This window comes from Mesorhizobium sp. M2E.F.Ca.ET.209.01.1.1 (assembly GCF_004010375.2).
In the GTDB taxonomy this organism is placed as follows: domain Bacteria; phylum Pseudomonadota; class Alphaproteobacteria; order Rhizobiales; family Rhizobiaceae; genus Mesorhizobium.
The window spans coordinates 1-589 of sequence record NZ_SADP02000090.1 but is presented as its reverse complement, the minus strand read 5'-3'; the positions used below and the strand labels follow the sequence as shown (position 1 = coordinate 589).

The following is a 589-nucleotide window of genomic DNA, read 5'->3' as shown; positions in this document are numbered from 1 at the left end:
AGCGAGCTCTGCTTGCCCAGCCCGCCGGCATTGGTCAGGTTGATGCCGGCGCGGCCGCGCAGCAGTTCCTGCAGTGAAGTGGCCTGGCTGGATTCGATCTGGGCGCGGTCGATCACCTGCGCCGGCGCGATGCTGTCCTGCAGGGCGATCGGGGTGCGGGTGGCGGTGACCAGGATCTGGTCGAGCGCGGTGGTGTCATCGGCGGCCTGGACCAGCGCGGGCAGGGCGGCCAGCACGGCCAGGGACAGCATTCGGGACTGCAGCTTCATGGGGAACTCCAGGTGCCACGCACGCCCGCGTGGCGAAGGGGAGGAGCCGCGAAGGCAGGCATGCGCCGACGCCGCAGCGCAGGCTGCGGTCATCCAGCGCCATGCCCACCGCATCGCGACCTGAGGCTTCCGGGCCGGTCTCCGGGCTTGCCGCCGGGTGGCCGGGGGGCCACCGTCCAGGCGCCTTCCCATGCACAGGGCACAGTGGCGTTGTTGCCTGGAACTGACGTGCTTACCGTTGCGGGGGCAGCGCCGGCATGGCGTGGAATCACGCGTCACCGGCTTCCCGTTTCAACCTGCCGGCCGTGGCCGCAGGTCAC

The 589-nt window shown here is 71.1% G+C and carries 1 protein-coding gene and 1 riboswitch; the gene reads right to left on the bottom strand.

Translation table 11 applies throughout. The features are described 5' to 3' along the window. Positions 1–269: TonB-dependent receptor plug domain-containing protein (locus tag EN852_RS34705; protein ID WP_135879583.1), on the bottom strand; the 269-nt coding region annotated here is incomplete at its 3' end. A gap of 114 nt (positions 270–383) precedes the next feature. Continuing rightward, positions 384–589, bottom strand: a riboswitch (cobalamin riboswitch). This riboswitch is flagged as partial in the annotation.